The 5,874-nt window shown below is 66.4% G+C and carries 7 protein-coding genes and 1 pseudogene; 4 read left to right on the plus strand and 4 right to left on the minus strand.

What is annotated here, in order from left to right; genetic code table 11:
- Positions 1–746: DNA repair protein RecO (gene recO, locus EOA38_RS25595; protein ID WP_127300552.1), on the plus strand; the 746-nt coding region annotated here is incomplete at its 5' end.
- An 8-nt stretch (positions 747–754) separates the two neighbouring features.
- Here the strand turns inward: recO and EOA38_RS25600 are convergent.
- Both EOA38_RS25600 and EOA38_RS25605 read right to left on the minus strand, forming a co-directional pair.
- A complete protein-coding gene (locus EOA38_RS25600; RefSeq protein WP_127300553.1) occupies positions 755–1,219 on the minus strand; it encodes an NUDIX domain-containing protein in 465 nt (154 codons plus the stop codon).
- A 15-nt stretch (positions 1,220–1,234) separates the two neighbouring features.
- The gene (locus tag EOA38_RS25605; RefSeq protein WP_126094926.1) at positions 1,235–1,489 is read right to left on the minus strand and encodes a hypothetical protein; all 255 of its coding nucleotides are present in this window, start codon (positions 1,487–1,489) and stop codon (positions 1,235–1,237) included.
- Here EOA38_RS25605 and EOA38_RS25610 point away from each other — a divergent pair.
- Entirely contained in the window at positions 1,464–4,235 is a 2,772-nt protein-coding gene (locus EOA38_RS25610; RefSeq protein WP_126094925.1) for a DUF2339 domain-containing protein, read from the plus strand. The genes EOA38_RS25605 and EOA38_RS25610 overlap by 26 nt on opposite strands.
- Here EOA38_RS25610 and EOA38_RS25615 read toward each other — a convergent pair.
- Both EOA38_RS25615 and EOA38_RS25620 read right to left on the minus strand, forming a co-directional pair.
- A complete protein-coding gene (locus EOA38_RS25615; RefSeq protein WP_189350193.1) occupies positions 4,225–4,620 on the minus strand; it encodes a hypothetical protein in 396 nt (131 codons plus the stop codon). The genes EOA38_RS25610 and EOA38_RS25615 overlap by 11 nt on opposite strands.
- On the minus strand, positions 4,613–4,864 hold the full coding sequence (locus tag EOA38_RS25620; RefSeq protein ID WP_126094924.1) for a type II toxin-antitoxin system Phd/YefM family antitoxin: 252 nt from the start codon (positions 4,862–4,864) through the stop codon (positions 4,613–4,615). Before EOA38_RS25620 ends, EOA38_RS25615 begins: the two co-directional genes overlap by 8 nt.
- Before the next feature lie 215 nt (positions 4,865–5,079).
- Between EOA38_RS25620 and EOA38_RS25625 the strand changes: the two genes are divergently transcribed.
- Together EOA38_RS25625 and EOA38_RS25630 are read left to right on the plus strand one after the other, a co-directional pair.
- Entirely contained in the window at positions 5,080–5,598 is a 519-nt protein-coding gene (locus tag EOA38_RS25625) for an RNA polymerase sigma factor (protein WP_040972071.1), read from the plus strand.
- A pseudogene (locus EOA38_RS25630) lies at positions 5,595–5,874 on the plus strand (anti-sigma factor); the annotation flags it as partial. The gene EOA38_RS25625 and the pseudogene EOA38_RS25630, both read left to right, overlap by 4 nt.

The following is a 5,874-nucleotide window of genomic DNA, read 5'->3' on the forward strand; positions in this document are numbered from 1 at the left end:
ACGAGGGAATCATTCTCGGCACCCGCAGGCATGGCGAAACCAGCGCCATCCTCGAGGTGATGACGCGCGCGCATGGCCGGCATCTCGGTCTCGTGCGCGGCGGCCGCTCGCGCAAGCAGCAGCCGGTGCTGCAACCCGGCAACCGCGTCGACCTTCTGTGGCGGGCGCGGCTCGACGAGCATTTGGGCATCTTCCAGGCCGAGGCGATCGAGATGAACGCCGCCCGGCTGATGGACAGCGCGGTCGCCGTCTACGGCCTGCAGACCATGGCCGCGCATCTCAGGCTTCTGCCGGAGCGCGACGCCCATGGCGGCCTCTACGAGGCGCTTGCCGTGATGATCTCTCATCTCGACGATGCCGATGCCGCGGGCGAGCTGGTGGCGCGCTTCGAATTGCTGATCCTCGATGAGCTCGGCTTCGGCCTCGATCTCAGCCAATGCGCGGCGACCGGCACGCGGCAGGACCTCGCCTATGTCTCGCCGAAATCCGGACGCGCCGTCTCGCGCGCCGCCGGCGAGCCCTGGCGCGACAAGATGCTGGCGCTGCCCGCCTTCCTGCTGCGCGGCTCAGGCCTGCGCGCCGACGCGGCCGCGTTGGAGGACGCCTTCCGGCTGACCGGCTTCTTCTTCACCCGACATGTCTACGAGCCGCGCGGCCTCGAGCCGCCAGACGCTCGCACCGGCTTTCTCGCGGCCTTGCGGCGGCATCAGGCGGCGATCAAAGCGATCGAAAACGTCGCACAGTAAGGCAGCGCCTATCTGGCTTCCCGCCGTTCCAGAAAATCGTCGAGGATGGCGCGCTGGCCTTTCAGGATCTTGAGGCCGGCTTCGGGAAGTGAAAACCAGCCGGCTTTGTCCACTTCGGGGAATTCCTTCTTGGCGCCGGACCTTGGCGGCCATTCCATCGTGAACGTATTGCTCCTGACGGCGTCCACATTGATGTCCGCTTCGACGCTCCAGGCGATCACGATCTTGCCGCTCGGCTGCCTGTAGCGGCCGACGGGTTGGAAGTCGCCGTCGATGGCGACGCCGAGCTCCTCCTCGGTCTCGCGCCGGGCGGCCGCGAGCTCATCCTCGCCATCGTCGATGAGCCCCTTCGGGATCGACCACGCGCCTTCATCCTTTTTTGCCCAGAACGGTCCGCCGGGATGGACCAGCAGGAATTCGAACACACCGCCGGTTCGCCTGTAGATCAGCAGCCCGGCGCTTCGCTGCGGCATCGGTCGTCCTCATGGCTATTCCCCCGAAGACCCTAGAATAGCACGAGTATTTCGCGGCAGGTGGCAGGTAATCTCGCCGCCCGAGTCCGGCCGTTCGACGTGTGCCATTGGATAAAGCCCCAAGTTGCTGGCAATCGGCGCCGAAACATGCTCGACCTTGCAGGCCGGCAAGGCGCTGATTTCAATAGCCGTCCCATTGCCGCATTTGTCGGCCACGACTGGCACGGTTTTGAGGGGAGCCGCCATGGATTTTTTCAGCCTGATAGCCATTGCCGCTGTCATCGCCTTATTCGTCATCGTTTCGCGCCAGCAAACCCGCATCGGCCTGATCGAGCGCGAGCTTGGCGCGCTGCGCAGCCTGGTGCTTTCGGGTATCCCGCAGCCCGCGCCGAAAACGGGCGGGGCGGCGGAAGGCGCGCCGGGTGAAGCGCCGGCCGCAGCCGCCGTGGTTGCCGTGCCGAAGGCAAATGAAGCCGTCCCGGCTGAAGCCGCTGCCGCGGCGCCCGATGCTCCTAAAGCCGAGGCGTCCGAAGCGGGCGAGGGGACACCGTCCGAGCCCGCCACGCCAGCCGAAGTGGCGCAACCTGCCGCGCCGGCCGAGGCGGCTGCGCCCGCAATGGCCGCGCGCCAGACCGATGTCGAGACGGCGCTCGGCACGCGCTGGGCGGTCTGGGTCGGAGGCATCGCCCTGGCGCTGGGTGGGCTGTTCCTGATCCGCTACACCATCGAGGCCGGCATTTTCGGCCCCGGCGTGCGCCTCGCCATGGCCGGCATCCTCGGCCTGGTGCTGGTCGCCGGCGCCGAGTTCATCCGCCGCACCGGCTTCAGGGTGCCGGTGCAGGGCGCGGCCGGCGCCTATATCCCGGCGATCCTGACGGCGGCCGGCGCCTTCATCCTGTTCGGCACCGTCTATGCCGCGCATGGCATCTATGGCTTCATCGGTCCGGCGCTCGCCTTCACGCTGCTCGGCGCCATCGGCATTGCGACAATCGCGGTATCGCTGGTCCACGGCCTGGCGCTGGCCGGCATCGGCCTTGTCGGCGCCATGGTCACGCCGGCATTCGTCGCCTCCGAGGCGCCCAACCCTTGGGCGCTGTTCGTCTATCTGGCGATCGTGCTTGCCGCGACGGCGGCAATCGCCCGCATCCGCGACTGGAAGGCGCTCGTCGCGGCGGCTTTCGCCGGCTGCGGCATCTGGACCACCCTCTATATGACCGATGCGCCGGAGGTGAACCTTGCCGCCGTGATGTTCATCAGCCTTGCCACGCTCGCCGTGCTCGCCTTCGTCTGGCTCGACCTTTTCTTGATTACTGGCCGCGACGAAGCGGAATCCGGCTTCGACTGGCCGTCGATCGTGCCCGGCTTTTTCATTGCGCTGACCGCGCTCGGCCTGTCGGTCGATCCGGTCTTTGCCAAGGCGGGCGATGCCTTGCACGGCGCGGTGCTGCTCGCGGCCCTTGTCGCGGTGGCGCTCTACCGCCCCCGCGCACTGCCACTGGTTTTCGCCGCCGGCCTGGCGACGGTGCTGATCTATCTCGGCATCGTCCCGCCCGCCACCATCGGCGCCGATGCGCTGGATGTCGGCCTGGGCGCCGAACCGCTGGCGGCATCCGATGCGCTGACCTTCCGCATCGGCGTCGCGCTCGCCATCGTCTTCATTGCCGCCGGCTTCTGGGCCGCGCGCCGCTTCGCCGCCGCGGCACCCGTCCACGCGGCGTCCTGGGCGGCATGGGGCGTGATCGCGCCGCTGGTCGTGCTGACCGCGCTCTGGCTCACCTTCGGCGATATCGACCGCGACTTCGGCTACGCGCTGCCGGCGCTGCTTCTGGTGTTGATCTTTGCCGCTGGCGGCGAGTGGATCGCGCGTGGCGAGGAACCGCCGCTCGGCGGTGGACCCGCTGTCTCCTTCGCGCTCGCCGGGGCCGGCGTTGCCGCTCTGCTGATGCTGCACATGGCCTTCGGCTCCGGCTGGACCACGGTGCTGCTCGGCGCCGCCGCCGTCGTGCCGGCCTTGGCGACGCGCTGGCGCTCCTATCCGGTGCTGGGCTGGATCGCGGTTGGTACCGCGGTCGCCGTGCTCGGCCGCGTCGCCTTCGACCCGACCATCGTCGGCGCGGCGGCGCTGTCGAGGACGCCTGTCGTCAACTGGCTGCTGCTTGGCTATGGCGTGCCGGCGCTCGCCTTCGGCTTCACCGCCTGGCAACTGGCGCGCACCACCAACGGACGGCCGCGCCTTGTCATGGAGGCGGCCTCGGCCCTGTTCGCGCTGCTCACCGTTGCGATGCTGGTGCGCCACGCCATGCATGGCGGCGTCATCGACACCGGCCCCGTCACCCTTGCCGAACAGGCGATCTACACGCTGATCGCGCTCGGCGCCGGATCGATCCTCGTCGCCATCGACATGCGTTCGCCGAGCTCGGTGCTGCGCTATGGCTCGATGGCCGCCGGCGTGGTTTCGGCGGGCTTGATCGTCATCCAGCATTTCGCGGTGCTGAACCCGCTGGTGACGGATGAATCGACCGGCACCATTCCGTTCTTCAACCTGTTGTTCCTCGCCTATCTGCTGCCGGCGATCGCCGCGGGTGGGCTGGCGCTCTATGTCCGCGACAAGCGCCCAAGATGGTACGCGGCGATGCTGGCGCTGTTCGCTTCGTTGCTTGCCTTCGCTTATGCGACGCTGTCGGTGCGGCGGCTCTTCAAGGGCGAGTTCATCGGCTTGTGGAGCGGCCTTGGCCAGCTCGAGACCTACACCTATTCGGCGCTCTGGCTGGTCATCGGCGTGGCGCTGCTCACCGCCGGCGTCTGGCTGAGGTCGCAGCTGCTGCGCATTGCCTCGGCGGTGCTGATCGCGGTCGCGGTGGTGAAAGTCTTCCTCTTCGACATGTCGGAGCTGGAAGGCGTGCTGCGCGCGCTCTCCTTCATCGGGCTGGGCGCGGTGCTGATCGGCATCGGGCTGTTCTACCAGCGGCTTTTGACGCGGGCGGCGAGAGAGGGTGACAACCCCGCTATTTTCTAACTACGCCGCGCAGACGGCGCTGTCCGGCCGCGCCTTTGATGAGGCCCGCGATCTTGCGGACAAATGCCGGGCTGAAGGAACCGATCGGCTTTGTTGTGACCAGATCATAAGCTTCGTCCATCCGGACGCGGTTGTACTCATCGAGGATCAGCCATGACGGAAAGTCGAGGCCGCCCCTGCGGCACTCGATCTCACTGATGGCGATATGCGTACGGGACCGGTGGGGCTTTTGCGAGGTGAGCGGGAACAGGAATAGCGCCGCAGGCGTGGTCGGCGTTCTGACCACAATGCAGACCGGTCGCGCTTTGCGGCCGGATTCTTCGCCGGCGTCAGCCTGTCGCGCCCATAAATAGTAGTATTGAACCAGATCGCCGGGCTTAAGCATCCGGCTTGTCGCCGGTTATGATGGACTCCAACCCCGACATGAGTTCATCGTGGACCTCGTCCGGCGCATTCTCGAGCGTGTAAGCGGCGGCATGGGACGAGCCGACGAGTTGCCGGTATTGGGTGGCTGACAGGATGATCAGCTTTTCTTTGCCACGTTTTGTGAGAGCGACCGGCTCGATCATCGCCGTCTCCAGGATTTCGCCGGATGCGCGGTTCATATCCGAAAAGGTGAATTGCTTCATTGGTCGTCACCTCATACGTAATTTACCTATTATACCTATCTTACGTAATTAGACAAACAAAAGCATCGCCATTTGGACCGGGAATAAACCGGCATCCGTTGGCGTTGTTAAGGTGCTTGGGTACCGGAGCGGGTGGTCCGCTTCGCGCTGGCTGCTTGCGCCGCGCCGGAAAGGCGCGTTCAATCGGATGGAAAACGACCTCGAAACAAGCGGTCATGGACGACAAGAAGGCAGCGATCCTGAGCGAGATACCGCGTCTGCGGCGCTATGCGCGCTCGCTGCTGCGCGATCGCGATTCCGCCGACGATCTCGTCCAGGACTGCCTGGAGCGGGCGCTTGTGCGGCTCGACAACTGGCAGACTGGAGAAAGCCCCCGGAGGTGGCTGTTTACGATCATGCATCATCTGTTCATCGACCAGATGCGCAAGGTTAACCGGCGTGGCGAGTCGGCGATGTTGCCGCTCGAAGCCGGCGAAGCCCAGGCTGCGCCCGCCGATCAGGTCGAAAGCATCGCCTCGCGCGAGATCATGGATGCCCTGCAGGCGATCAGCCCCGATCGCCGCGCGGCATTGGTGATGGTCGCCATCGAAGGCTTTTCCTATGCCGAGGCCGCCAACATCCTCGGCGTGCCGGCCGGCACACTGATGTCGCGCATCGCGCGCGGCCGCGAGGAACTGCGCGGCCTGCTGGACGACTCTTCGCGCCGCCGCTCGATAAGGATTGTCGAGCGATGACCCGGCGCGATTTCACTGAACGCGATATCCACATGGCCCTCGACGGCGAGCTGCCGGGCGAGGAGCGCATGGCTTATGAAGCCTGGCTCGAAGCCAATCCTGAGATGAAGGCGAAGAGCGCTCGCTACATCGCCGACCGCACGGCGCTGCGCGCCGCCTTGGCTGGCGTCATGGACGAGCCGGTGCCGGCGCGGCTCAAGGCAGCGGTGCTTGGCGAAGCGCCGGCGAAGACGTCTGCATGGCGTTCGCGCTGGTGGCTTTCGGCGGCGGCCGCCG

This window comes from Mesorhizobium sp. M1E.F.Ca.ET.041.01.1.1, from assembly GCF_003997355.1.
In the GTDB taxonomy this organism is placed as follows: Bacteria; Pseudomonadota; Alphaproteobacteria; order Rhizobiales; family Rhizobiaceae; genus Mesorhizobium.

Excerpts from the sequence above, each read along its gene's own strand:
- EOA38_RS25600 (WP_127300553.1), bottom strand. The coding sequence starts at position 1,219 with ATGCCGCAGCGAAGCGCCGGGCTGCTGATCTACAGGCGAACCGGCGGT.
- EOA38_RS25610 (WP_126094925.1), top strand. The coding sequence starts at position 1,464 with ATGGATTTTTTCAGCCTGATAGCCATTGCCGCTGTCATCGCCTTATTC.
- EOA38_RS25605 (WP_126094926.1), bottom strand. The coding sequence starts at position 1,489 with ATGGCTATCAGGCTGAAAAAATCCATGGCGGCTCCCCTCAAAACCGTG.
- EOA38_RS25615 (WP_189350193.1), bottom strand. The coding sequence starts at position 4,620 with ATGCTTAAGCCCGGCGATCTGGTTCAATACTACTATTTATGGGCGCGA.
- EOA38_RS25620 (WP_126094924.1), bottom strand. The coding sequence starts at position 4,864 with ATGAAGCAATTCACCTTTTCGGATATGAACCGCGCATCCGGCGAAATC.
- EOA38_RS25625 (WP_040972071.1), top strand. The coding sequence starts at position 5,080 with ATGGACGACAAGAAGGCAGCGATCCTGAGCGAGATACCGCGTCTGCGG.